Source organism: Prochlorococcus marinus str. MIT 0917 (assembly GCF_027359575.1).
Classification (GTDB): Bacteria; Cyanobacteriota; Cyanobacteriia; order PCC-6307; family Cyanobiaceae; genus Prochlorococcus_B; species Prochlorococcus_B marinus_D.
Genome location: NZ_CP114784.1, coordinates 1,262,954 through 1,287,453 on the forward strand (window position 1 = coordinate 1,262,954; position 24,500 = coordinate 1,287,453).

Consider the following 24,500-nt stretch of genomic DNA (forward strand, 5'->3'; position numbering starts at 1 on the left):
TCCCAAAAAAATTTGACTTTAATTCTTATCCGTAACTAATACTTTTCCAAAATCGAGTTGTTGATCAACAGATCTTTCAGAAATTCTTGGGAAATAAGGTTCTTTTTTTATCCAATGACCACAAGAAACAGATGCAGATATCTCAGAATGTATTTTTATCTTTCTAAGTTTGCACCATGAGAATGAATCAAAATGACTTGCAACACACTGATTGCAGCTCATACAAGATCTTTTTAGAATCATCAAGTCTTAACCCAAGACTCATAGAGTAGTAAAACTTTCCGGATCGAGCCACAAAGCATTAAATTTAGTTCTAGAAATTCTTATCGGTTCACGTTTTTACTAGTGAATTTCTTTTAACGTTCAGCAAAAAATGAAATTACTGCAAACTCCTCTTTACGAAGAATGCCAAAAATTAGGGGGTAAAATGGTCCCTTTTGCAAATTGGGAAATGCCTGTTAGTTTTTCTGGGTTAATAGAAGAACACAATGCAGTAAGAAAAAATGTTGGAATGTTCGACATATCTCATATGGGTGTTGTCCAATTAAAAGGTAAAAATATCAAGAGCTCATTACAAAAATTAGTTCCTTCAGACGTGTTTCGAATAGGACCTGGTGAAGCGTGTTATACAGTTTTTTTAAAAGAAAATGGAGGGATTCAAGACGATCTAATCATTTATGACCAGGGAATTTTAGATACAAAAGATGAAAGTATAGTTCTAGTCATTAATGCCTCAAGAAAAGAATCAGACATTGAATGGTTGAGATTAAATCTTTCAAAAAAGGCAATTACTATATCCGAATTCATGCCTGAAGGTGCATTAATTGCCATCCAAGGTCCAGAATCGATTCGTACATTTGAGAAAATTCTTCAAGAGCCTTTATCCGATTTGCCACGTTTTGGCCATAGAACTATTACTTCTAATCCCAATCTAATCAACTCAGAAGAATCAATTTTTATTGCACGAACTGGGTATACCGGAGAGGAAGGTTTCGAATTTTTATCATCACCAGAAACAGCAAAGTCCATCTGGAAGAATCTAATTGCATCGGGAGTTACTCCATGCGGGCTTGGAGCCAGAGATACACTGCGACTAGAGGCTTCTATGCATTTATATGGCAACGATATCAACTTAGATACCACTCCCTTTGAAGCTGGCTTGGGTTGGTTAGTTCATTTAGAAATGCCTCATGATTTTATTGGTAGGAAAGCTTTAGAAAAACAGGCCGAAGATGGAACGCAAAAAAAACTTGTTGGTATTAAAGTGATGAATAAAGGAATCGCAAGAAAAGGATATCCAGTTTTATTCAACTGCAAAACTGTTGGAGAAGTAACTAGCGGAACTTGGTCTCCAACATTGAAAGAACCTATAGCTCTTGCTTATGTACCTAGCGAAATTGCAAAAGTAAATACTCAATTAGAAGTAGAAATTAGAGGAAAAAAACATCCTGCAATCATCGTAAAAAGACCTTTCTATCGAAAAGGTTTTTGAGCAAGTAGAAACTGTGTTGTGCATACAAGCCCGTCTTTGTGGGAAACTCAGTATTCATGATGATTGAAAATTTCATGCGCAATAAAACTTGTGGAGAACTACGAGCTTCCGCAATTGGCGCAAATGTTCAACTATGTGGTTGGGTTGATCGCAGAAGGGATCATGGCGGAGTAATCTTTATTGATGTAAGAGACGGCTCTGGAACAATTCAAATCACAGTTGATCCAGATCAAGGTCAAGATCTTTTTAACATCGCTGAAAGTCTTAGAAATGAGACTGTTCTTCAAATCAATGGCTTAGTAAGAGCAAGACCTGAAGAAGCTATTAATACAAAAATCCCAACCGGTGAAGTAGAAGTCTTAGCTGAAAATATAAAAATTCTGAATGCTGTTACTAGTACACTCCCCTTCTCAGTTTCAATTCATGATGAAGAGAGTGTTAAAGAAGAAATCAGGCTGAGACATAGATATTTGGATCTAAGAAGAGCGAGAATGAATAAAAATCTTCGATTAAGACATAACACAGTCAAAGCGGCTAGAAGTTTTCTTGAAGGAGAAGGATTTATAGAAGTTGAAACACCTATTTTGACTCGATCAACTCCTGAAGGAGCAAGAGATTACTTAGTCCCCTCACGCTTATGCGGTGGGGAATTTTTTGCATTGCCCCAATCACCACAATTATTCAAACAATTATTAATGGTTGGTGGCATTGAACGTTACTACCAAGTTGCACGCTGTTTCCGTGATGAAGATTTACGCGCAGACAGGCAGCCAGAATTTACTCAATTAGATATTGAAATGAGTTTTATGGAAGAAAAAGAAATAATTGAGTTAAATGAGAAGTTAATTATTAACATTTGGAAAAAAATTAAAGAGATTGACCTCCCAAGCCCATTTCCAAGGATGACTTGGCAAGAGGCTATGGATCGGTTTGGAACTGACAGACCTGATACTCGATATGGAATGGAACTTGTTAACACAAGTGATTTATTTTCTACAAGTGGATTTAAAGTTTTTTCAAATGCTATTTCTTCTGGTGGATGCGTCAAATGCATCACCATTGAGGATGGAAATAATTTGATTAGTAATGTAAGAATAAAACCAGGTGGAGACATTTTCAGCGAAGCCCAAAAGGCTGGCGCTGGCGGGCTAGCATTTATTAGAGTTAGAGATAATGAAGAAGTCGATACTATTGGAGCCATAAAAGATAATTTAACTACCTCACAAATAAAAGAACTCCTATCCAAAACCCAAGCAAAAGCTGGTGATCTAATCCTTTTTGGTGCAGGGCCCACAAACATTGTTAATAGGACCTTAGATAGGGTTCGTCAATTTATTGCGAAAGATCTAAAGATAATCTCAGACAACGAATTAAAAACTCAATGGAATTTTCTTTGGGTCACTGATTTTCCTATGTTTGAATTCAATTCTGATGAAAATCGTCTTGAAGCAATTCATCATCCTTTCTGCGCTCCTAAGCCTGAAGATATTGGTGAATCAGAAAGCTTATGGAAAGACAAATTACCCAATTCAAATGCTCAAGCGTATGATCTAGTTCTAAATGGATTAGAAATTGGTGGAGGATCTTTAAGAATTCACAACTCAGAACTTCAAAAAACCGTGCTAGAAGTAATTGGTCTATCTAAAAATGAAGCAGAAGAGCAATTTGGTTTTTTAATTGATGCGCTCTCAATGGGTGCTCCTCCACATGGTGGGATTGCTTTTGGACTGGACAGAATAGTTATGCTCTTATCCAATGAAGATTCAATTAGAGATACTATTGCTTTTCCAAAAACACAACAAGCTCGTTGTTCCATGGCTCAAGCCCCTGCAAACGTGGAAAACAAGCAATTAGAAGACCTCCATATAGCTTCTACTTGGATAAATCCTGATTGAATTGATAGAAATTAACGGTAAAAACATTATCCTAAAGAGAAAATATGTAAATTTCTTGGTGTTTACCTGGATCAAGGTAGCTTAAAGAATGATTGAAAAGTAAATGGCAAAATTTGTTTTCGTCACTGGTGGTGTAGTTTCAAGCATTGGCAAAGGAATTGTTGCCGCAAGTCTTGGCAGACTACTTAAATCAAAAGGGTACAGTGTTTCTATTTTGAAGCTTGACCCATATCTAAATGTTGATCCAGGGACGATGAGTCCTTTTCAACATGGAGAGGTTTTTGTAACTGAAGACGGGGCTGAAACTGATTTAGACCTTGGGCATTATGAGCGCTTTACAGATACTGCAATGTCAAGACTTAACAGTGTCACGACGGGTTCCATTTATCAAGCTGTTATTAATAAAGAAAGGAGAGGTGACTATGACGGAAGAACAGTTCAAGTTATCCCCCACATCACTCGTGAAATTCGCGAAAGAATTAAACGTGTAGCAGACAATAGTGGTGCAGATGTAGTGATATCAGAAATTGGAGGGACAGTTGGAGATATTGAATCTCTACCTTTTCTTGAAGCAATAAGAGAATTTAAAGGTGATGTAAAGAGAAACGATGTTGTTTATGTTCACGTCACATTATTGCCTTACATAGGGACATCTGGTGAAATTAAAACCAAGCCAACACAGCACTCAGTAAAAGAATTACGTTCTATCGGGATTCAGCCAGATATTTTAGTTTGTCGCAGTGATAGGCCAATTAATGATGATTTAAAAAATAAAATAGGGGGTTTTTGTGGAGTTAACTCTGATGCGGTCATAGCATCTCTTGATGCTGACAGTATTTACTCAGTACCTTTGGCACTCAAAGATGAAGGACTTTGCAAGGAGGTATTAGATTGCTTGGATCTAAATGATCATGAAAGTGATTTAAAAGACTGGGAAAGATTAGTCCATAAATTGCACAATCCAGGCCCTCCTGTAAAAGTTGCATTAGTTGGCAAATATGTACAATTAAATGATGCCTACTTATCAGTAGTCGAAGCATTACGTCATGCATGCATTTCCCAAGATGCATCCTTAGATCTTCATTGGATCAATGCGGAGAACATTGAATCAGAGGGAGCAGAAAAACTACTTCAAGGAATGGATGCAATTGTCGTTCCAGGAGGTTTTGGTAATCGTGGCGTAAATGGGAAAATAGCAGCTATCAGATGGGCAAGGGAGCAAAGGGTTCCTTTCCTGGGACTTTGCTTAGGGATGCAATGTGCTGTCATTGAATGGGCTCGCAATTTAGCTGGTTTAGTAGATGCATCTAGTGCCGAACTAGATCCAAATTCAAAACACCCTGTAATTCACTTACTGCCAGAACAACAAGACGTAGTTGATCTAGGAGGAACCATGAGATTAGGAGTATATCCTTGTAGACTTCAAACCAACACAACCGGGCAAAGTTTATACAACGAAGAAGTTGTTTACGAAAGGCATAGACATCGTTATGAGTTCAATAATTCATATAGGACTCTCCTAATGGAATCTGGTTATGTAATTAGTGGTACTTCACCTGATGGTCGATTGGTAGAGCTAATAGAATTAAAAAATCATCCATTTTTTATTGCATGTCAATATCATCCAGAATTTCTCTCTAGGCCAGGGAAACCACACCCTTTATTTAGTGGCTTGATTCAAGCTGCACAATTACGCGTCCCATCCTCACCAAGTGAAGCATTCAATCCACAATCAAAAATTATTGAAAAAAAATCTCTAGAACAGCAATAAATGGAACCATGTCTACCAGTAGTGGAATGTTTTCATTCTTTACAAGGAGAAGGAGAACATGCTGGTAGAAGCGCTTACTTCATCAGATTAGCTAGTTGTAAAGTTGGATGTCCTTGGTGTGATACGAAAAATTCATGGAATTCCGAACTTCATCCACAACAAACTTTGATAGATTTATCAATTAGCACAGCCAAAGCACAAAAAGAAGGTGCAGCGTTTGTTGTAATCACTGGAGGCGAGCCATTGCATCATAATTTAAATCATCTATGCAGAGAAATTAGAAAATCTACACTCAATCTAGAGAAGAAATCTATTCCAATTCATCTCGAAACAAGTGGCGTAGATGCACTAAGTGGCAACCCAGATTGGATAACATTATCTCCTAAACGGCATTCTCCTCCACGCCTTGATAATCTGTTATCTTGCCAAGAATTAAAAGTTGTCATCCAGAACGCTGAAGATTTACTTTTTGCTAAAAAAATGGCTGATTTAATAAAAAACAATGGAAAGATTAAACCTCAATTATTTTTGCAAGCAGGATGGGAAAATGAAGAAGGGCAAACACTCGCAATCAAGTATGTAAAAAACAATCCTGATTGGAGATTAAGTATGCAAACTCACAAATGGCTAGGTGTACTCTAACCAACTAGATTAATGAGATTTTGCTTCATTAGATTAAAAAAAAATAATGATTGAACAGACAACAATTGCATTACTTTCCGGAGGAATTGATTCAGCTACAGCTGCTTGTATAGCTATGGAAGCTGGGCAAAAAGTGATTGGATTATCCTTTGATTATGGCCAACGCCATCTTAAGGAGTTACAAGCAGCCGCAGATTTAGCAAAAGATCTAAATCTTGAGGATCACATAACAATCAAGATTGATTTATCTTCTTGGGGTGGGTCCTCCTTGACCGACACGTCACAAATAATTCCCACTCAAGGCATACAAAAAAATACTATTCCTAACACTTACGTTCCAGGTAGAAACACTATCTTTGTTGCTATTGGGTTAAGTCTTGCAGAAGCTCGTGGAGCCAATCGAATAGCATTAGGCATCAATGCAATGGATTATTCTGGATATCCAGACTGTAGACCGGATTATTTAGAGGCATATCAAGAATTAGCCAACTTATCCAGTAGAGTAGGACGCGAGGGGAAAGGTATAAAACTGTGGGCTCCACTACTAGATTGGGAAAAAACAAAAATCTTTAAAGAGGCATTACGCTTAAAAATTCCTATAGAAAAAACATGGAGTTGCTATCAAGGTGAAAGTAAACCGTGTGGTAAATGTGATAGTTGTCGTATTAGAGATAAAGCATTAAAAGAAATAGGTCGAGAAGATCTATGTAGCCTAAATATCTAGTGAATAACATTAAGCGACTACTATGTCAGTGGAAATCACCTGAGCTAGTAGCTTATAAATTGATTCAAGAATGGGGAGAGGCAGGATTTATATGGCTTGATGGCGATGGGAGTGATTTAGGTCGATGGGTCACCTTAGGAATTAATCCTCTAGAACAGTTTTGTTCTAGAGGATTAGAAATGTCAAAAAAAGGTTCTAATCCTTTTAAAATTTTACGCGAATTACCGCCAGGGCACTGGACTGGTTGGTTGAGTTATGAAGCTGCATCTTGGACAGAGCCACAAAATCCATGGCAAACAAGTTCTATGGCAACTTTATGGATAGCCTCTCATGACCCTATATTGAAATTTGATCTTCAAAATAAAGAGCTATGGCTAGAAGGCACAGATGAAAAGCGCATCTCAATTATGGAAAATTTTCTAAAAAGTACTTTTCATCAAAAGCTTTCCAAACCAGACAGTGAAACAGCAAAACAAGCAGAACGCAAACATAATATTCCCCTAGAATCTTGGGAATGGAAGTTAACAAGTCAAGAATATTCTAAAAGAGTTGATGAGATCAAAGAATGGATTGCGAAAGGTGATATTTTTCAGGCTAATCTAACTACCTCATGCCAAGCCCAATTACCAGAATTCATGCGTCCAATAGACGTATATTCAAAACTTAAAAAATGCTCCCCTGCTCCATTTGCTGGAGTAATTATCGGCGATCAGATGGCAAAAGGAGAAGCTATTATATCAACTTCACCAGAAAGATTCTTAAAAGCTTTACCCAGTGGTGAGGTGGAAACGAGACCAATCAAAGGAACTAGACCCAGAGATAGAGATCCAGAAAAAGATGCTGATTGGGCAGCAGAGCTTATTTGTAGTCCAAAAGATCATGCTGAGAATGTCATGATTGTCGATCTACTAAGAAATGATCTTGGAAGAGTATGCCAACCGGGTTCAATCAAAGTGCCTCATCTACTAGTTTTAGAAAGCTATTCACAAGTTCATCATCTCACTTCAGTAGTTAAAGGTAGACTCAATACAAATAAAACTTGGGTTGACTTGCTTGAGGCCTGTTGGCCAGGTGGTTCCGTAACAGGAGCACCCAAGCTTAGGGCTTGTAAAAGATTGTATGAGCTTGAACCAACAGCGAGAGGTCCATATTGTGGATCAATATTAAATATAAATTGGGATGGGGTCCTTGATAGCAATATTCTAATCCGATCTTTAATGATTAAAGAATCCTCTGTTACTGCTAATGCTGGATGTGGAATTGTTGCAGATTCAGATAGTCAAAAGGAAGCTGAGGAAATGAATTGGAAATTAATGCCACTTTTAAAAGCATTAACATGACTGAAAATAAGAACGAAAAATTAGGCTGGATTAATGGTCACTGGGGAATCTTCAAAGATTTAAAAGTGCCAATTAATGATCGAGGTCTCAACTTTGCAGATGGAATCTTTGAAACGATTTTCATTTTGAATGGAGTTCCGCAGCTTCTTAATGAGCATTTAAATAGATGGCAAAAAAGTGCAAGTATCTTAGAAATGAATCCTCCACCATCAAAAGAATGGTTGATTTCACTCATTGAAGATGGCATTAACCGATCACAATTAAATAATGTCAATGGAGTAATTCGTATTAATTGGACTCGAGGAGCATCAAAACAACGTGGAATTGATATCAGCAATACAAGCCATCATAGCTTTTGGTTGGAGATAGATTCTTATCAACCAAATTTTGAATCTATATCTACAATAATTAGTCAAACTGAAAGAAGAAATTCTTTTAGCCGATTGAGTTATTGTAAAACATTTGCCTATAATCAAGGGATTCAAGCGCGCATAGAAGCAAAGAATGCAGGCTTTAATGATGCACTGTTATTAAATAATCGAGGTGAAATATGTTGTGCCACTACAGCAAATATATTAGTAAAAAGGGAAAATAATTGGTTGACTCCACCATCTAATAGTGGTTGTCTACCTGGCATAATGCGTCAACGAGGAATTGATTTGAATATAATAAAAGAAGCTCTCATTGAAGCGACACCAAAAGATAATGATGAATGGTTTTTAATAAATAGTTTAAGTTGTCGTCCAATTCAAAAAATAAACAAAAAAGAATTTAAAATATCAACTAACCCCAAAGAATTTTGGCTGAGTTTGTTAAAAATCTAAAAAATAATATCTGACAGACTATCTAGATAGGAATTGGAAATGTCACTTCAGCTGGTGGAGGAGAACAAGCCTCTATTTGAAAATCAACAACAGAACCTATTACAACGATAGAGGGAGAGACTAAATTTTCAGTTTCTACTCGATCAAAAAGATTCACTAATTGAGACTTAATAAAACGTTGTCCAACAACAGTTCCCTGCTGAATCACTGCTGCAGGGGTAGATGGATTCATCCCCCCAGCAATTAATTCAGTAGAGATGAACTTTAAATTATGAACACCCATGTATATGACTAATCCGTCACTAGATTTTGCCAGAGAGCGCCAATTGACTGATGGACGCTTTTTATCAATCCCTTCGTGTCCAGTCACAAAAGTCACTGAAGATCCAGCAAGCCTATGAGTAATAGGTATACCTACATAAGCTGGGGCAGCAATACCAGAGGTGACTCCGGGTACAACCTGGACCGGGACACCTTTTTTATGAAGATAGGATGCCTCTTCCGCTCCTCTACCGAACAAGAATGGATCACCACCTTTTAATCGGACTATAGAAGAATAAGTCTTTGCCAAATCAAACAAAATATCATTCGTTTTCCTCTGAGGAACTGAATGATGTCCACGTCTCTTCCCGACTGAATGGAGTTGACAAGTAGACGATACTAAGTTGACCAACTCAACTGGAACTAAAGAATCGTATACAAGAGCATCACATTGGCTAATTAATCTTTGTGCTTTAACTGTTAACAAATCAGGGTCACCAGGACCTGCTCCCACAAGATAAACAGTACCAAATTCCTTTTTACTCATAGCAATTGCCCAAATATATATACAAAGCCACGATTAATGATTTCAGTAAAGCATATTAGCTGTTCTTCATTACTATCAATTTTTATATTCTTATTTGGAGTTAAAAGATAAGGTATTAGAAGATAATCTTTATTCTGATTAGAACTATCTTTCTGGAAGAAAGAAGCAGAATTAAACGACTTCACAAACATTATGGCAGCTCACTTAATAAATTAATTAAACCATTTCTAAAAGATTTGATTTCAAGTAAAGAAGAAATAGAATCTTTTCTATTTAAAGATTTTGTTTTTTCTGTAGGCAATAATGTGTAAGGTATTGGAGAATAATTCATACTGGGCTTCTCTAAAAATTTATCCCATTCTGTCCAAGATGCAGTTTGTATTCCTAGCCTATTGCCTAAGAATAGCATATGATCAGATGCAACCTTTGATCGCAGAGGATGATGCAAAAAAACTGGTGTCACTGATTTTTTCTCGACTTTTATCATTTCAACAAGAATATTAATCCAATTCTTCCACGATCCAATATAAGGAGTTAATTTAGAATTGATAAGTTCATTTTTCAATCTATTTCTTATCAAAGGAACATCTATCCTGACATGATTACCTGGTAATAAGAATAAGGGTACGAGCCAAATAAACTTTGAAGAAGAAGTTTGATAAGAATTTTCAGTCAAGACTTCTAATTCTACTAATTTACCTCTTCTTTTTTGCACTTGATTGATGATAATATCCATAATAGGATGAACAAAACCATTTTTTGAACCATGGATTATTAATCTAATATCTCTTTTAGAAAATACTTTATTCTTTTTCTTTTGTATGCCTTCAAAAAATTCAGAATTTTTTAAAAATAATAAATTATTAGAAGATTTGTTCATTGAACTAATTTCTTAGTAAGGAGAATAAATAAAAATCTCCTGATAAAACCCTTCATGGAATTGATGGGGATTATTTAACCAAAAAACAACAAAATACGAGCATTAATTGTATCAAAAACTACATTTTTCTTTTTAAATTCTAAGTTCGAGATTTTGTATGTTTTGCTACATAGTAAGTCCCAGTTTTAGGGATTAATAGGTTCATAATATCCAATCTTCAAAAACTCAAAGCAATCATGAATCTGATGGACACCATTTTGCTTTGAAAAGATTAATTTTAAAATGATGAGTAGCAACCAAGTTATGAAATCTTATTTACAAGAGAAAAAATTAAATAAAATTGAACAAAATAAAGCAAATAAAGATGGATTATTAATTGGTAAAGAAATTGAAAATTTCGCAAAAATAGGCTGGGAAGAGATGGATAAAACTGACCTAGAGCTAAGGCTTAAATGGTATGGGATGTTTTGGAGACCAAAAACACCAGGTAAATTCATGCTTAGGCTGAGAGTCCCAAATGGTGTTATAAATGCACATCAATTAAAAATTGTTTCCTCAATTGTTGCAAGATACGGAGACAGTGGAAGCTGTGATGTAACAACAAGACAAAGTCTTCAACTTAGGGGGATTTTAATAAGTGATTTACCTGAAATTCTTAGACGATTAAATAAAGCTGGAATCTATAGTATTCAATCTGGTTTCGATAATCCGAGAAATATAACTGGGAACCCAATAGCGGGTATTGATCCTGAAGAAATTATTGACACTAGAGATTATGTAAAACAATTAAATGATTATCTTACAAATAATGGTAAAGGAAATGAAGATTTTTCAAATTTACCTAGGAAATGGAATACTGCAATCGCAGGTTCAAAAGATAATTTTCTTTTACATAACGATTTAGTCTTTTTACCTGTAAAAGTGAATAATATTTTAGGCTTTAGTGTTTGGGTGGGTGGAATACTTTCATCAGTATTAAACGACTATGCCATTCCACTAAACGTTTGGATTGAGGATAACAAAATTTGTGAGTTTACAAATGCTGTTTTAAGTCTCTGGAGAGATCATGGAGAACGCTCTGCTCGACCTAAAGGAAGATTTAGATTGTATTTGAACAAAATTGGAATTGAAAACTTTAGAGATTTAGTTGAAGAACGGTTCGGAAAACTTAAGACTGATCCTGGTAGTGACTTTTGCAAAATCCCTAGGTCCTTTCTTGGTATTAACCAGCAAAAACAAAAAGATATATTTTTTGCTGGATTACACATCCCTGTAGGAAGATTAAGCTCAGAGGATCTTCAAGACATTGCCTTGCTGAGTGAAAATTATGGATCAGGGGATATACGCCTAACAGAAGATCAGAATATAATAATTACGAATATTCCTAAGGACAAATTAGAAGAGTTCAAAAAAGAAAACCTATTAGATAAATTCCCTTTGAATCCTGGACATTTATCAGCAGGAACTGTTTCATGCACTGGTAATACCTATTGTAATTTTGCTCTAACAAATACCAAAGATACTGCATTAGAAGTTTCTCAACTACTCGATCAGGAACTGGATCTAGATGATGAAATCAAAATTCATTGGACTGGATGTCCAAATAGTTGTGGTCAAGCATATATGGGTGCAATTGGGTTGACAGGCAAAAAAGGAAGAGATTCTGAGGGGAAAATAGTTGATGCTTATGATATTTGTATTGGAGGTGAACAAGGACCATCAAATAAAATTGGCAAAATTCATCTTAAAAAAGTTCCTAAATATGAAATAAAAAATACTCTGAAACAGATACTTATTGAAAATTTTTCAGCGAAGAAAAAAGTTGATTAAGATGGCTACTTTAAGTGAGAAAGAAATTCGGGATAGATTTAATCAAAAAAATATACCTAAAGATCCATTATGGATTGAACAAGCTTATTCGAAATCTCTCCCTTATGAGATAAGACATTTATTGTGCGAACGTCTAGGTTTTTTAGCTGAGAAAGGTTGGACATCAATCAAATCATTAATAAAAAAACATGGTGGACAACCTGAATTGATCTATGCAGTTGGTATCTGCCATCAAATTGAGGCAAGAGATTTCTTACTTAATCAACTTGATGAACAAAAAGATCTAGATATAAATATATTAAAAGCACTTGCTTGCTGGGGAGCTGTAGTAAATAACAGCCAATTAGAATTAATTTTGAAGAGTAAATCCCAAGCGATTAGAATAGCTGGGTTAGAACTCCTAAGTTTTAAATCTCATTTACTGCATGAAACTGAGCTTTTAGAATTAGTTAATGAACCACTAAAAGACTTTAGAGATGAAGTAGTCATTAAAGGAATCAAAATTCTTCAAAGGCGTAATGAAGATGCTGTTATCGATCGTCTTAAACAACTCGCTTTAAATGGTAGCTATCCCATTGCAGAACAAGCATTAATAGCACTAGGTTCAATCGGCACAAAATATAGTTCACGCCAAATTTCAGAGCTTATTACTCAACTAGATATCAAGGAATTACAACAAAAAGCCAAAAAGCAACTATCTGTTCAAGATATATTTCTGGATCGAATAAATAATTAAATTTCATGCAAACGCTAATTTAAAACTTGCTAAAAATAAGATGAAAGAAATAATTTTTTTTATAAAATTATCATCAAATGTTCTGCTACCAAGAGAACTTCCACAAAAAGCAAAAAATAATACAATTATTAAATGAAGAAAAATATTAGATGTGAAATGAATTTTTGAAGAATTATTTATTGTTTGCCATGTAATTATTCCAACTAAAGAATTAAAAAAAATAAAAACTGATGAAGCTGCAGCTGTAGTTTTAAGTGGCATCCACTTAAGTAAAATAGATAGAGGAGTTAAAAATATACCACCTCCTGTCCCAGTAATTCCAGATAGTAAGCCAAGTATTGAACCAGTAAAAAAAACAACAATTTTTGAGGGCAGCTTATAATCATTTATAGTATTATTTTTTATTAGTAACGATGTAATTAAAAATCTAATTCCGGAAAGAAACAGTATAAGAGATAAAAAATATCTAAGTAAGGTATCAGTGATATTCAAGTTGCCTCCAACAATTGTAGAGGGAATTGAAACTAATAGAATTGGTATTAAAAAATTAACTAATGAATATTTTTTTAAATGACCATCACCACAAAATCTTATTGAATTTAATGTTGATGCTGCCAGATTCAAAATTAAAGCTATTGGCTTGATAAGTGAAACTGGCTTATCAAATATAACCATACAGGCTATATAACCTGATGCACCAGCATGACCAACAATCGAATAAAGAAAAGCAATTAATGCTATCCCAATGAAATAAAGCACTCTTTTAATCCATATCTTTTTCCAACTATTTTTTTAATCTATTAATTAAATTTATCAAATTACATGGTTTAGTATCACTGTTTAGTTGATATTTTATTATTTGATTCCATGCAGTATTTACTGCATCTAAAGATCCTGGCAAACTAAAGATAAAAGTTCCATTTGCCACACCTGCAATACATCTACTTTGCAAGGTGCTCGTGCCAATTTTCTTAAATGATGTATATCTAAAGATTTCCGCAAAACCTTCTATTTCTTTATCTAATAAGGGTTTTATTGCCTCCGGCGTAACATCAGTAAAAGTAAGCCCTGTTCCTCCAGTAGTGATAATAACATCAATATCATCATCAGCTATCCAATCACTTATATACTTTCTAATAATATAAACATTATCCTTGCATATTATTCTATTACTTATATTATGTTTATCTATTTTTAGTGAATCAACTAAAAATTGACCACTATCATCATTTTTTATGTCTCGAGTATCAGATACAGTTAACAATGCAATAGAAACCACTTAGTATAAAACAATTAAAATATATGAATTAACTATACATGAAAAATAATGCTAGCCAAATCAAAGTATTATTGTTTGCTGAATTAAGTGAAAAATATGGATGGGATGAACAATATCTTTCTTTAGACCTAATAGAAGATAAAAAAGCAAAATCTATACTAAAACATATTAATATCAATGTAGATCACCAATCAATAATTGTGGCTATTAATAAAGAAATTTCTAGTCTAGAAGCAACTGTTAAAGATAATGATGAGGTAGCATTCATGCCGATTTTTACAGGTGGATAAAATTAAGTACAAATTCAAAATAGCAACTGATCCTTTTGATCCATATCGAGAAATTGAAAAATGGGAAATTAATAATCAAATGGCTGCAATGTCAATTTTTATTGGACGAGTTAGAGAGATAGATCAATTTGGAAGTCAATTAAAAAAATTAGAAATCCATCACTACAGTGGTTTAACTGAAAAGTTAATCGAAAAGCACTTATCAGAAATTACTAAAAAAATCGAATCTTTTTCTGCGTTAGTTATCCATCGAGTAGGCTTCATTGATCCACTAGAGCCAATAGTGCTCATAGCAGTTCGTGCTGATAAAAGAGGAATAGCTAATCAATACTGCTCTGAAATTTTAGAGGTAACAAAATTCAAAGTACCTTTCTGGAAAAAGGAATGGACTGACAAAGGTTCTTCCTGGGTCAAAAATAATACTGCACTTTCAACCTAAACTATAAAATTGTTTTTCTGAAAAGCTGTGCCCAAAGATATGTTCCTTTCTTAAGTAAATCCTTATCGGGTGGGATCTCAATTAACAGATCAGAATCAATTAAAGAAGAAATTTGTGAGGATGATTGTGCAGGAGGAATATCCGCGTATAATTCACCTTGCTGATCTACTTTAAGTTTAGATCTAATCAATTCAGGTCTACCTTTTCTTCTTTTAAGATCAGAGTTAATTCTGATCTTAAATCTCAAGGGTGTTTCTATATTCTTCACTCCACTAAAAACTTGAAATACGGGCCACAAAATTTGCAAACAAATTACTACTGCAGACACAGGATTACCAGGTAAACCAAAAAATGGAATATCTTGACCAATAAAACCAAAGGCAAAGGGTCTACCAGGCTTTAAAAAAAGCTTCCAGAACTTTATTTCTCCAATTTCATTAATAATATTTTTAATATAGTCTTTTTTCCCAACGGAAATTCCACCTATGGAAATTACAATTTGATTATTTTTTGCAAGTTCAATAAGAGAATTCTTTAATTTGAATTTATCATCTGCTTGAATTGATATTTCATTGATATCATATCCAAGATTTTTTATAATACTTTTAATTAAAAAACTATTACTTTCCCAGATTAATCCAGTTGATTTATCTATACCAGGTTTGATTAATTCATCGCCTGAAATAAGTAATCCTATTTTGAAAGATTTAAACACACTAATATAACTTTTTCCACAACTAGCAAGTAATCCAATAATACTAGGAGTAATTTTTTGACCCTTCGCTAATACGATATCTCCTTCCGATAATTGATCATTAACAGGTCTAATCCAATTACTATCCGTTAAGTCGTCTATGAGATGTATTTTCTCAAAAGAGCTATCTTTTATCATTTCTGTCTTTATCTGTTCTAAAGGAATAACCCAAGAGCATTCATCAGGAACTAATGAACCAGTGCTTATAGCAATGGCTTCACCTTCAGAAAGATTTTTAGTGTAAGGTTTCCCAGCGGATGAATCTCCAACAACTTTCCAATATTGTCCTTTCTGAGGTTTGGCAGAATGACTAACCGCGAAACCATCCATTATGGAGGCTCTAAAGCCGGGAATATTCTGTTTTACAAAAATATCTGTTGAAGAAATTTTTTCTAAGGAATCTTCTAAAGGAATACTTTCGAAAGGAATAGTAAAATTATCTAAAACGTTCTTGATTTCCTTTAAAACTTCTTTTCTAGCTTCTTCTACTTTTAATCCCTCCCTTAAAAAAGGCTCTTGAGTCATCAAAAAATTAATTAGTTTCTCTCCTCAGGATACCTTTTTTGCCTCCTTTTTTTTCTAAAAGTCGAATTGAATTTATTGTTAAAAAAGGATCGATAGCTTTAAGCATATCGTAAATAGTTAGTAATCCTATAGAAACCGCAGTAAGTGCTTCCATCTCTACACCAGTTTGAGCATTCGTTTTACATAATGCAGTGATTTTTATCGCTCTTTTTTTATTACATAGATCTATATCAATCCTGATATTACTTAAACTTAATAAGTGACAAAGTGGGATTAATTCCGAAGTTTTTTTAGATGCATTAATTGCAGCAAATCTTGCAGCAGCAAATAAATCTCCTTTTTTTATATTGCCGTCTTTAACATTATCAAATGCTTCCACACTTAAATCAATATATCCTTCAGCGAGAGCTTCTCTCGGAGTGCTTATTTTCTCAGAAATATCAACTATAAACATATCGCCCTTCTCATTTAAATGAGTTAGGTTTGAATCCATTTTCTTATTTATGATTAGTTATAATGATAAATAAAAAATAATGATTAATTATTATATGTTAGAGAATAGTAAAATTCACAAATAAGTTATTATGGTTAAATTAAATCCGTAGGTTTTGACTTGGAACAATCAAGCCACTGTTTTGAATTTGAAGATGAATTTATTAGTGATCTAAGATGTATACCTTTATGCGTTCGTAGGAAACTTGATCTTATCGGTTTAAAACTAAAACTTCAACATTGGCAGGAGTTAAATCACGATGATAAAAGAAAAATAGTTTATTGGTCAGATTCGATTGACGACTTAGATGGATTGAAATCCTATTTGATTAGTAAAACTAGGCGTAGTCGTATAGGTCAAGCAAAAGAAATTTTAATTTCAAAAGATGAGCCATGGTTGTTATCGGGTACAGTCCCAAAATTTATTGATGTTGAAGCAAACAAATATACATTTCAGATATCTCAGAAAATATGGTCTAATTTGAGCGAACTTGAAAGGTTCGCTCTATGTAAACTTGCAAGACCTGGACATGAACACCGAAATCTTATTAAAGCTTTTAAAGAAATATTAATCAATAATGATTCTTAGAAATTATAGAGATTTCGAATAATGAAGATTAGATCGATTAAATTAATATATAATTTATGTTTTCATGATAACAAAATAAATATTTATTCAAGTTTTATGCTAGTTTTTAATTTAGAGAAAATAAATTATCATTTTAGATAGTTCTACTAAGAAAGAACTCAAAGCTTGTATTCTCTCTGGGGGGCAAAGTACCAGAATGGGTAAAGATAAGGCACTATTAAAACATCATGAAGGCGATAGCTGGTTATCACATAAATTAAATATCCTGAAAAAACTGGACTTAGAAACTATCCTCTTAACTAATCATCAATCTCATATAAATGAAATTAGTGAATTTCATAAAGTAAATATATTATTTGATAAAAAACCTTTCCATGGACCACTAAATTGTATGGAGTTTTTATATTCAAAATTTTTAGGAAAATATAACTATATACTCTTAATGCCAGTAGATATGCCTTTCATTAATAGCAATCATATTGAAGCTTTTATCAAGTGTTGGAAAAAAAATAGAGATATAGCACTTATCGCACATAGTAATAAAATGGCTCAACCACTACTTGGCATTTATCCTCTAAATCAAAATAACTTAAATAAGTTAAATGAAAGACTTCAATTAGGTAAAATAAATTTTCAGGGATGGACAAAATCAATTCCTTTTCATTATTATTTTGCCAAAGACAAAGAATTCTTAAATGTCAACTCATTACAAGAACTAAAATCACTAAATTATTATTAAAGGTATGATTAAAGATATTCATGATAGAGAGTTAAAAGTTTTAAGGCTTTCATTAACTAATACATGTAATTTTTCATGTCCATATTGTATGCCAGAAAATAATAGCTGTTTGACTACATTAACTAATAAGCAATTTCTATCAATAATTAAGGTTGCTTGCAAATTAGGAGTAAACTCACTCAGATTAACTGGTGGAGAGCCATTAATAAGCAGCCAGTTGAATAAGCTGATGGAAGCAATTAATACATTAAAGAAAACAAGAAATCATCCTATAAATAATTTAAAAGACATTGCTATAACTACAAATGGATCATTATTAACAAAAGATAGATGTAAAAATTTATTTGATTATGGACTCAACAGAATCACAGTTAGTCTAGATGCTCTAGATCCAAAAATATTTTCAATAATGACAGGAGATAATAATATGATTTCAGCTAAAAATAAGCTAAATCATGTTCTCCAAGGCATTGATAATGCCATCCAAGCTGGCTTTGATCCATTAGAGGGTCGGCTAAAAATAAATTGTGTCATAAAAAAGAACATAAATGATAATCAGATCTTAAATCTTGTTCACTTTGCTAAAGCTAAATCTATTGAAATTAGATTCATAGAATATATGGATGTAGGAAATAAGAATAATTGGCAAGCTAATGAAGTTCTAAAATCTCACGAATTGATCAGTATAATAAAAGAGCATTTTAAAATCAATGAAGCTGGAAGATTAATAGGAAATACAGCCCATAAATGGTATATGAAAGATAGTAATAGTTATATAAGCACAATATCTTCGATATCTAATCCTTTTTGTTCTGACTGCAATAGATTAAGGATTACTAGTGATGGTTTCGCACATACTTGTCTTTTTTCAAACAATGGTTCTGATTTAAAAAAATGGCTCAATCCTTCAATTAATGAAAAAGGCTTAGAAGAATTTCTTGAGACAATATGGCTAATAAGAGATGATAAATATAGTGAAAATAGATTTGATCAATCTGAAAACTCGAAACTACAAAAACCTCATCCTTCAATGTCGTATTTAGGAGGTTAAAATCCATGTACATAAAGAAAATGGTATTAACTCATACATAAATTAAAAAATGTTCTTTTGAAAATTAATTTTCGTATAAATAAAGACAACTGAAGTACTAAAAATCTATGAAATTCGCAATAGTCGTTTCAAAAAAGTGCGCTTTGCTATTAGTTTAGGAATGTTAATGGGTATGACTCATGGTTGGTATGTAAGTAAAGGTTATGCATCTACATACCAATATAATGATACTTATTTTCAGTCTGAGATTAACCAACTTCCCACCTACTCTTTTTTGAAATCTAAAAATACAGGATTGAGTTTTAATTGATTTAATTTAGAATTATAATAAGTAAAATTCATAAAAGTAACTACATTCAATACGATTTACTTTTCTGTTCATTGATTTTTTTTGTATCAATCTGAACCACTTTTAGGAGCTTAAAGCATTATTATGTATTAACTAATACAAAATTCTTCTTTTTAGATCAGCTCGGGTCTTCTTTAAGAACTTTTGCATAGTTCATCACTCTATTCTCATGGATCTCCTTACATACAGAGGTCAAAAATATCTACCTGAAGACATTAAAAATCTTCATTACTCAAACACGAGTTATCTTGATAGGCAAATCAAAGCCAAAATGACTATCAATGAGACTCTATTTTCTTATAGAGGCATAAATTATAAAAAATCAAAGCCAAAAGATATAACAGTCAACTGTTTTTGGAAGAATTTTTAAATACTTTTGTATTACACTGAACAACACTGCTCTGGAAAAGGGATCATAATAAATATGTAGTGAAGACTACAAAAACGTTCAACTCGCTCCAGCGAGCCGCAAATCGCCTTAAGCCAAGGAACGGGGAGCTTAAGCTAAAACGATCCAAATTAATCATGTCTACGAGTTCCGCACGAAGCACTGAAAGAAGTGCCATTACTGTTTCAGCAGGATTTTTGGGAGCTTTCATTGTTAGTTCTTTAGCTGTTCAGCTTTTTAGAAGCTACTCCCCTACTGTTCAAAATAAATTAACTACTGTTGACCCAGTAATTGCTAGTCCTGCCACTCTTTGGTCTGAACTGGGAACACGAGATAACATTATTACTAAACAATCAAATACAAAATTAAATACAAATAGTTCAACTTCTATCAATATTCAACCTGTAATAGCCTCTGAGGCAACTTTGTGGTCTCCTCTTTTTATTGATTGATTTTACTAATCTTCAATTCATTAATTGATTCAAATATGATTAATCAGAATTTCGATTATCAGTAAATAATTTAAACTTAGTTCAAGGAAATCAATCCATCCGATATCTAAATTTTTGTATTTTTTACCGCATAATATTAAAGATCTTGAAATCCTCAGACGACTAATTCGTTTTAGTAGCAATAACTACTTAATCAATCAAATAAGTATAAAACTCTTATTTTTTGTATCGACTACTACTTAGTGGGAATATACCGGCTGATTTAATTCTTCAAAACGGTTTGATTTTTTACCGTTTTCAATAGGCAAATTTTTTAAGCCTTCTTTCTTACTTTTTAATTTCAATGCTTGGAAATCTTTGGACATTTCAAGGGAGATATCGAACACTTCATCTCACTTGGTTTGCGTTCTTTCTAACTTTTGTTGTTTGGTTCAATTTGGCTCCCCTCGCTACGACTGTTAAGGCAGACTTGGGGCTCACTTTGGGTCAAATTCGAACTGTAGCTATCTGTAATGTTGCGTTAACAATTCCAGCGAGAGTCCTGATCGGAATGCTTTTAGATAAATTTGGACCACGTAAAACATACTCAAGTCTTCTCATCTTTTCGGTAGTTCCATGCTTACTGTTCGCCTCAGCAGAAACTTTTAATCAATTAGTTATCGCTCGCTTATTACTTTCAATTGTAGGTGCAGGATTTGTAATTGGTATTCGGATGGTGGCTGAATGGTTCCCACCTAAAGAAATCGGTTTAGCAGAAGGAATATATGGAGGTTGGGGTAATTTTGGCTCGGCTTTCTCGGCTCTGACAATGGTTGCCATTGCTGGGTTACTTTCTTTTTCAGGTGGATTTGAATTACCAACAGGTGCCGTTCTTAACTGGCGAGGTGCTATCGCTGGCAGTGGTGTGATTTCAGCATTGTATGGCATCTTTTATTTCTTTAATGTCAGAGATACTCCTCCTGGAAAAATTTATCAGCGCCCAACTAAAACAGCTGGTCTAGAAGTCACTTCTATGCGAGATTTTTGGGGGCTTTTGGGTATGAATGTGCCGTTTGCAGCCATACTTGCTGTTTTATGTTGGAGGTTAAAGAAAGTTGGTTTCCTTGATGCAGGAACATATCCATTAGCTCTTTTCGCTGTTTTAATTTGGTTCGCTTTTCAGACTTGGGGGATTATTCGTACAAACTCAGAGTTAATTGCAGGAACTAAAATTTATCCAAAAGAAGACCGTTATGAATTCAAACAAGTAGCAATTCTTGAACTCACATATATTGTTAATTTTGGTTCTGAGCTGGCAGTTGTTTCAATGTTACCTACTTTTTTTGAGACAACATTTGATTTACCAAAAGCAACAGCAGGTATTCTAGCCTCCTCCTTTGCTTTCGTTAACCTTGTTGCACGTCCAGCTGGAGGTCTAATTTCTGACAAGCTCGGAAGTAGAAAAAATACTATGAGTTTTCTAACCGGAGGCTTAGGAATTGGATACCTTGTCATGAGTTGGATCAAACCCGGTACTTTTTCAGGTGTAAGTGGAATTATCGTCGCATTGTTCATAACAATGCTTGCTTCCTTCTTTGTTCAGGCAGGTGAAGGCGCTACTTTTGCTCTAGTCCCACTTGTCAAAAGAAGAGTTACTGGACAGGTCGCTGGTCTTGTTGGTGCCTATGGCAACGTAGGAGCAGTTACTTATCTAACTATTTTTAGTCTTCTACCTATGTGGATGAGTGGAGGTGGAGAAACTACAGCAGAGATAATTGCTAATTCCAATAGTGCCTTTTTCCAAATCTTAGGAATAGCAGGGCTGATAGTTGCATTCATGTGCTTTTTCTTTCTTAAAGAACCAAAAGGATCCTTCGATGAATTACATGAAGGGGAAATTGCATAAAATATTATTCAATTTTCAATCAAAACCTTGGGTAACTAACTACCCAAGGTTTTATTTTCTTATCTCATTAAATTAAGATGACAGAAAAAATTAAAAATTTAACTACTCAATGTCCATATTGTGGAGTTGGATGTGGTCTAGAAATGCAACCACCAGCTGAAATCGGAAAGGCAGTCCGTAGAGATGCAGATGGTTATCCAATGTGGAGATCTAGAGGAGATCGCAATCATCCATCCAACCTTGGACAAATATGTATTAAAGGTGCAACCGTAGGAGAAACCTTGTCTCCAGGGAGATTAAATCAACCTCTGTATCGAGATAATTTCAATGATAAATATCGACCGATTAGCTGGAATGAAGCTACAGATAAAATAGTTTCACAGATCAAAAAAAGTTTAATCAAAAAAGGTCCAAACTCTATAGCGATGTATGGTTCTGGACAATTTCATACTGAAGACTACTATATTGCTCAAAAATTACTCAAAGGAGCTTTAGGTACAAATAATTTTGATGCAAATTCAAGACTATGCATGAGCTCAGCTGTGGCTGGATATAATTTAAGTCTTGGATCAGATGGTCCTCCTTGTTGTTATGAAGATCTTGATCACTACACCGTTGCATTCCTTATTGGCACTAATACTGCAGAATGCCATCCAGTACTTTTTCAACGTCTACTCAAAAGGAAAAAACGACATCCTGATAAAGTAAAAATTATTGTTATAGATCCAAGATTAACCGACACTGCAAAAGCTGCAGACATTTATTTACCTATTGCTCCCGGTAGCGACTTAGCTCTGTTATATGGTATTGCCAATTTAGTTCTGAAAAAGAATGGGCAAAATACAGAATTTATTGAAAATCATACAGATCAATATTCAGAATTCTTAGAGATTGTCAAAAATTGGACGCCACGAAAAGTTGCTCGCTTTTGTGGTATCCCAGAAAAAAAATTAGAAGAAGTAGCTAATATGTTTAATCATCACGAAAGGGTGCTCAGTCTTTGGTCAATGGGTGTAAATCAACGTAGAGAAGGTACTGCAGTTGTTGGAGGACTTATCAATCTACATCTTCTTACAGGACAAATTGGGAAAGAAGGAGCAGGACCTTTCTCACTTACAGGCCAGCCAAATGCTATGGGAGGACGTGAAGCAGGAGGCCTATCTCATCTACTACCTGGTTATAGACATGTTGCTAGTACAAAACATAGACAAGTAGTCGAAAATCACTGGGATTTTCCGGCTGGAAGTATCTCTGAAGAACCAGGTCTAAATGCCTGGCAACAAATTGAAGCAATGGAAAAAGGAGAAATAGATCTTTGGTGGGTGGCTGCAACAAACCCACTTGTAAGCATGCCTGATCTAAATCGAGTGAAAGCAGCAATAAAAAATTGTTCACTGGTTGTTTTATCTGAAGCATATGTAAATACTGAAACCTCTCATTACGCCCACCTATTATTACCCGCTGCACAGTGGAGTGAGAAAGCCGGTGTAATGACTAACTCAGAAAGGCGAATTACTTATTGTCCAGCTTTTCGTCCTTGCTTTGGTCAAAGTCGTCCAGATTGGGAGATCTTTGCTGAAGTAGGCCAAAAACTTGGATTTATTGATCAGTTTACTTACGGTTCTTCTTCTGAGGTATATTCAGAATTCACAGCTCTGACACACGGTCGTCTTTGTGATAGTTCGGGACTTAATCATGAATTACTAAAAAGTATTGGTCCCCAACAGTGGCCATTTCCAAAAGGGGGTAATCCGACAAAAGAAGCTAAGCGACTTTATGAAGATAAAAGATTTGCAACACCTAATGGTCGAGCCCAATTTTACACTAAGCAACCTATGGGAATCGCTGAACCTCCATGCGATATGTACCCGTTAGTTTTAACTGTTGGGCGTTACCTAGGACAATGGCATACCATGACTCGTACTGGGAAAGTAAATCGGCTCAATAAAATGCACCCTGAACCATTACTTGAAATTCATCCTATGGATGCAAAAGATATGAATATCAAAGATGGTGAGTTATCTGCTCTTAATTCTCGTAGAGGATATCTTACGGTACGTGTAAAAGAAACCGATCGTATACGTCGAGGCACAGTTTTTCTCCCAATGCACTGGGGCTTCACTCAAACAAATCACTGTGAAACAAATAACTTGATGCATGAACAATCATGTCCCGTATCTAAACAGCCTGAACTAAAAGCAAGTGCTGTAATTGTGGCTCCAGTGAATCCTGTCAATCAACCAATTGAAAATGATAAAAAAGGATTTGTTAAATACGTAAAAGAAATCGTCAATATTCAATAAAAAATTGGGGACAACACTTCCTT

General features: G+C 34.3%; 24 protein-coding genes. 17 read left to right on the plus strand and 7 right to left on the minus strand.

Annotated features, from left to right (window positions below; genetic code table 11):
• Positions 1-18: 18 nt before the first annotated feature.
• Positions 19-222: a metal-binding protein gene (locus tag O5637_RS07230; protein WP_269603782.1), complete on the minus strand. Its 204-nt coding sequence runs from the start codon at positions 220-222 to the stop codon at positions 19-21.
• A 151-nt stretch (positions 223-373) separates the two neighbouring features.
• On the opposite strand from O5637_RS07230, the gene gcvT reads away from it, so the two are divergent.
• The 7 genes from gcvT (at position 374) to O5637_RS07265 (ending at position 8,688) form a co-directional block, all read left to right on the plus strand.
• Positions 374-1,492 carry a glycine cleavage system aminomethyltransferase GcvT gene (gene gcvT / locus O5637_RS07235; RefSeq protein WP_269603783.1) on the plus strand — a complete coding sequence of 373 codons (1,119 nt, stop codon included), beginning with the start codon at positions 374-376 and terminating at the stop codon, positions 1,490-1,492.
• A gap of 74 nt (positions 1,493-1,566) precedes the next feature.
• Positions 1,567-3,387, plus strand: a complete 1,821-nt coding sequence (gene aspS, locus O5637_RS07240; protein WP_269603784.1) for an aspartate--tRNA ligase — start codon at positions 1,567-1,569, stop codon at positions 3,385-3,387.
• 103 nt (positions 3,388-3,490) lie between these two features.
• Entirely contained in the window at positions 3,491-5,158 is a 1,668-nt protein-coding gene (locus O5637_RS07245) for a CTP synthase (RefSeq protein ID WP_269603785.1), read from the plus strand.
• Positions 5,159-5,800, plus strand: coding sequence for a 7-carboxy-7-deazaguanine synthase QueE (locus O5637_RS07250; RefSeq protein ID WP_269603787.1), 642 nt, complete (start codon positions 5,159-5,161; stop codon positions 5,798-5,800).
• A 46-nt stretch (positions 5,801-5,846) separates the two neighbouring features.
• Positions 5,847-6,524, plus strand: a complete 678-nt coding sequence (gene queC / locus O5637_RS07255) for a 7-cyano-7-deazaguanine synthase QueC (RefSeq protein WP_269603789.1) — start codon at positions 5,847-5,849, stop codon at positions 6,522-6,524.
• On the plus strand, positions 6,524-7,864 hold the full coding sequence (locus tag O5637_RS07260) for an anthranilate synthase component I family protein (RefSeq protein WP_269603791.1): 1,341 nt from the start codon (positions 6,524-6,526) through the stop codon (positions 7,862-7,864). Before queC ends, O5637_RS07260 begins: the two co-directional genes overlap by 1 nt.
• A complete protein-coding gene (locus tag O5637_RS07265; protein WP_269603792.1) occupies positions 7,861-8,688 on the plus strand; it encodes an aminotransferase class IV in 828 nt (275 codons plus the stop codon). The genes O5637_RS07260 and O5637_RS07265 overlap by 4 nt, the downstream gene beginning before the upstream one ends.
• Positions 8,689-8,710: 22 nt before the next feature.
• On the opposite strand, the gene cobA is transcribed toward O5637_RS07265, so the two are convergent.
• On the minus strand, positions 8,711-9,496 hold the full coding sequence (cobA, locus tag O5637_RS07270; RefSeq protein ID WP_269603794.1) for a uroporphyrinogen-III C-methyltransferase: 786 nt from the start codon (positions 9,494-9,496) through the stop codon (positions 8,711-8,713).
• Positions 9,497-9,686: 190 nt separating this feature from the next.
• On the minus strand, positions 9,687-10,376 hold the full coding sequence (locus O5637_RS07275) for a CbiX/SirB N-terminal domain-containing protein (protein WP_269603796.1): 690 nt from the start codon (positions 10,374-10,376) through the stop codon (positions 9,687-9,689).
• 285 nt (positions 10,377-10,661) lie between these two features.
• Here O5637_RS07275 and O5637_RS07280 point away from each other — a divergent pair, with 285 nt between their 5' ends.
• Together O5637_RS07280 and O5637_RS07285 are read left to right on the plus strand one after the other, a co-directional pair.
• Positions 10,662-12,206: a ferredoxin--nitrite reductase gene (locus tag O5637_RS07280; RefSeq protein WP_420063731.1), complete on the plus strand. Its 1,545-nt coding sequence runs from the start codon at positions 10,662-10,664 to the stop codon at positions 12,204-12,206.
• 1 nt (position 12,207) lies between these two features.
• Complete coding sequence (locus tag O5637_RS07285; RefSeq protein WP_269603800.1) at positions 12,208-12,942, plus strand: HEAT repeat domain-containing protein; 735 nt, start codon at positions 12,208-12,210, stop codon at positions 12,940-12,942.
• A 3-nt stretch (positions 12,943-12,945) separates the two neighbouring features.
• On the opposite strand, the gene O5637_RS07290 is transcribed toward O5637_RS07285, so the two are convergent.
• Together O5637_RS07290 and moaB are read right to left on the minus strand one after the other, a co-directional pair.
• A complete protein-coding gene (locus tag O5637_RS07290; RefSeq protein ID WP_269603802.1) occupies positions 12,946-13,701 on the minus strand; it encodes a sulfite exporter TauE/SafE family protein in 756 nt (251 codons plus the stop codon).
• Between the two features lie 25 nt (positions 13,702-13,726).
• Positions 13,727-14,221: a molybdenum cofactor biosynthesis protein B gene (gene moaB / locus O5637_RS07295; RefSeq protein ID WP_269603804.1), complete on the minus strand. Its 495-nt coding sequence runs from the start codon at positions 14,219-14,221 to the stop codon at positions 13,727-13,729.
• Positions 14,222-14,259: 38 nt separating this feature from the next.
• Between moaB and O5637_RS07300 the strand changes: the two genes are divergently transcribed.
• A complete protein-coding gene (locus O5637_RS07300; protein ID WP_269603806.1) occupies positions 14,260-14,511 on the plus strand; it encodes a MoaD/ThiS family protein in 252 nt (83 codons plus the stop codon).
• Positions 14,504-14,950 carry a molybdenum cofactor biosynthesis protein MoaE gene (locus O5637_RS07305; protein WP_269603808.1) on the plus strand — a complete coding sequence of 149 codons (447 nt, stop codon included), beginning with the start codon at positions 14,504-14,506 and terminating at the stop codon, positions 14,948-14,950. The genes O5637_RS07300 and O5637_RS07305 overlap by 8 nt, the downstream gene beginning before the upstream one ends.
• A 1-nt stretch (position 14,951) precedes the next feature.
• On the opposite strand, the gene O5637_RS07310 is transcribed toward O5637_RS07305, so the two are convergent.
• Entirely contained in the window at positions 14,952-16,229 is a 1,278-nt protein-coding gene (locus O5637_RS07310; RefSeq protein ID WP_269603809.1) for a molybdopterin molybdotransferase MoeA, read from the minus strand.
• Positions 16,230-16,236: 7 nt separating this feature from the next.
• Positions 16,237-16,722 (minus strand): cyclic pyranopterin monophosphate synthase MoaC, encoded by a 486-nt coding sequence (gene moaC / locus O5637_RS07315; RefSeq protein WP_269603811.1) that lies wholly within the window; start codon positions 16,720-16,722, stop codon positions 16,237-16,239.
• A gap of 120 nt (positions 16,723-16,842) precedes the next feature.
• On the opposite strand from moaC, the gene O5637_RS07320 reads away from it, so the two are divergent.
• From O5637_RS07320 to O5637_RS07345, 6 genes are all read left to right on the plus strand, one after another.
• Positions 16,843-17,310, plus strand: coding sequence for a nitrate reductase associated protein (locus O5637_RS07320; RefSeq protein ID WP_269603813.1), 468 nt, complete (start codon positions 16,843-16,845; stop codon positions 17,308-17,310).
• A gap of 169 nt (positions 17,311-17,479) precedes the next feature.
• The gene (locus O5637_RS07325) at positions 17,480-18,049 is read left to right on the plus strand and encodes a molybdenum cofactor guanylyltransferase (protein WP_269606948.1); all 570 of its coding nucleotides are present in this window, start codon (positions 17,480-17,482) and stop codon (positions 18,047-18,049) included.
• Positions 18,050-18,053: 4 nt separating this feature from the next.
• Positions 18,054-19,100, plus strand: coding sequence for a GTP 3',8-cyclase MoaA (moaA, locus tag O5637_RS07330; RefSeq protein WP_269603815.1), 1,047 nt, complete (start codon positions 18,054-18,056; stop codon positions 19,098-19,100).
• Between the two features lie 874 nt (positions 19,101-19,974).
• Positions 19,975-20,289, plus strand: a complete 315-nt coding sequence (locus O5637_RS07335; RefSeq protein WP_269603817.1) for a hypothetical protein — start codon at positions 19,975-19,977, stop codon at positions 20,287-20,289.
• Between the two features lie 343 nt (positions 20,290-20,632).
• On the plus strand, positions 20,633-22,174 hold the full coding sequence (locus O5637_RS07340; protein WP_269603819.1) for a NarK family nitrate/nitrite MFS transporter: 1,542 nt from the start codon (positions 20,633-20,635) through the stop codon (positions 22,172-22,174).
• Positions 22,175-22,251: 77 nt separating this feature from the next.
• Complete coding sequence (locus O5637_RS07345; protein ID WP_269603820.1) at positions 22,252-24,477, plus strand: molybdopterin oxidoreductase family protein; 2,226 nt, start codon at positions 22,252-22,254, stop codon at positions 24,475-24,477.
• Positions 24,478-24,500: the final 23 nt, after the last annotated feature.

What these genes read in the sequence shown, in the direction of transcription:
- O5637_RS07230 (WP_269603782.1), bottom strand. Translation starts at nt 222, where the DNA reads ATGAGCTGCAATCAGTGTGTTGCAAGTCATTTTGATTCATTCTCATGG.
- gcvT (WP_269603783.1), top strand. Translation starts at nt 374, where the DNA reads ATGAAATTACTGCAAACTCCTCTTTACGAAGAATGCCAAAAATTAGGG.
- aspS (WP_269603784.1), top strand. Translation starts at nt 1,567, where the DNA reads ATGCGCAATAAAACTTGTGGAGAACTACGAGCTTCCGCAATTGGCGCA.
- O5637_RS07245 (WP_269603785.1), top strand. Translation starts at nt 3,491, where the DNA reads ATGGCAAAATTTGTTTTCGTCACTGGTGGTGTAGTTTCAAGCATTGGC.
- O5637_RS07250 (WP_269603787.1), top strand. Translation starts at nt 5,159, where the DNA reads ATGGAACCATGTCTACCAGTAGTGGAATGTTTTCATTCTTTACAAGGA.
- queC (WP_269603789.1), top strand. Translation starts at nt 5,847, where the DNA reads ATGATTGAACAGACAACAATTGCATTACTTTCCGGAGGAATTGATTCA.
- O5637_RS07265 (WP_269603792.1), top strand. Translation starts at nt 7,861, where the DNA reads ATGACTGAAAATAAGAACGAAAAATTAGGCTGGATTAATGGTCACTGG.
- cobA (WP_269603794.1), bottom strand. Translation starts at nt 9,496, where the DNA reads ATGAGTAAAAAGGAATTTGGTACTGTTTATCTTGTGGGAGCAGGTCCT.
- O5637_RS07275 (WP_269603796.1), bottom strand. Translation starts at nt 10,376, where the DNA reads ATGAACAAATCTTCTAATAATTTATTATTTTTAAAAAATTCTGAATTT.
- O5637_RS07280 (WP_420063731.1), top strand. Translation starts at nt 10,662, where the DNA reads ATGAGTAGCAACCAAGTTATGAAATCTTATTTACAAGAGAAAAAATTA.
- O5637_RS07285 (WP_269603800.1), top strand. Translation starts at nt 12,208, where the DNA reads ATGGCTACTTTAAGTGAGAAAGAAATTCGGGATAGATTTAATCAAAAA.
- O5637_RS07300 (WP_269603806.1), top strand. Translation starts at nt 14,260, where the DNA reads ATGAAAAATAATGCTAGCCAAATCAAAGTATTATTGTTTGCTGAATTA.
- O5637_RS07310 (WP_269603809.1), bottom strand. Translation starts at nt 16,229, where the DNA reads ATGACTCAAGAGCCTTTTTTAAGGGAGGGATTAAAAGTAGAAGAAGCT.
- moaC (WP_269603811.1), bottom strand. Translation starts at nt 16,722, where the DNA reads ATGGATTCAAACCTAACTCATTTAAATGAGAAGGGCGATATGTTTATA.
- moaA (WP_269603815.1), top strand. Translation starts at nt 18,054, where the DNA reads ATGATTAAAGATATTCATGATAGAGAGTTAAAAGTTTTAAGGCTTTCA.
- O5637_RS07335 (WP_269603817.1), top strand. Translation starts at nt 19,975, where the DNA reads ATGTCTACGAGTTCCGCACGAAGCACTGAAAGAAGTGCCATTACTGTT.
- O5637_RS07340 (WP_269603819.1), top strand. Translation starts at nt 20,633, where the DNA reads ATGCTTGGAAATCTTTGGACATTTCAAGGGAGATATCGAACACTTCAT.
- O5637_RS07345 (WP_269603820.1), top strand. Translation starts at nt 22,252, where the DNA reads ATGACAGAAAAAATTAAAAATTTAACTACTCAATGTCCATATTGTGGA.